The organism is Corynebacterium sp. HMSC061H03 (genome assembly GCF_001838215.1).
GTDB lineage: Bacteria > Actinomycetota > Actinomycetes > Mycobacteriales > Mycobacteriaceae > Corynebacterium > Corynebacterium jeikeium_D.
This window is the reverse complement of record NZ_KV836061.1, coordinates 149,070-149,302: the sequence shown is the minus strand read 5'-3', so window position 1 is coordinate 149,302 and position 233 is coordinate 149,070. Positions and strand designations below refer to the sequence as shown.

General features: G+C 51.5%; 1 tRNA gene. It reads right to left on the bottom strand.

The features are described 5' to 3' along the window. Positions 1-90: 90 nt before the first annotated feature. Positions 91-163 (bottom strand) — tRNA-Glu (locus tag HMPREF2787_RS04265). Between the last annotated feature and the right edge of the window lie 70 nt (positions 164-233).

Here is a 233-nt window from a genome sequence, read left to right as displayed (position 1 = left end):
GGAAAAGACACACTTTTCTTTACTTAACCCGTCGCCTCGATTCTTAAAAAAACAAAAACTCCCCAGCCGACTGACTGGGGAGTAACTTTGTACCCCGTACGGGATTTGAACCCGTGTTACCGCCGTGAGAGGGCGGCGTCCTAGGCCGCTAGACGAACGGGGCTTAGAACTGAATCCAACTCAACTGAATGAGCGAATTCCGCTGGCCTACCAGGACTCGAACCTAGAATGAC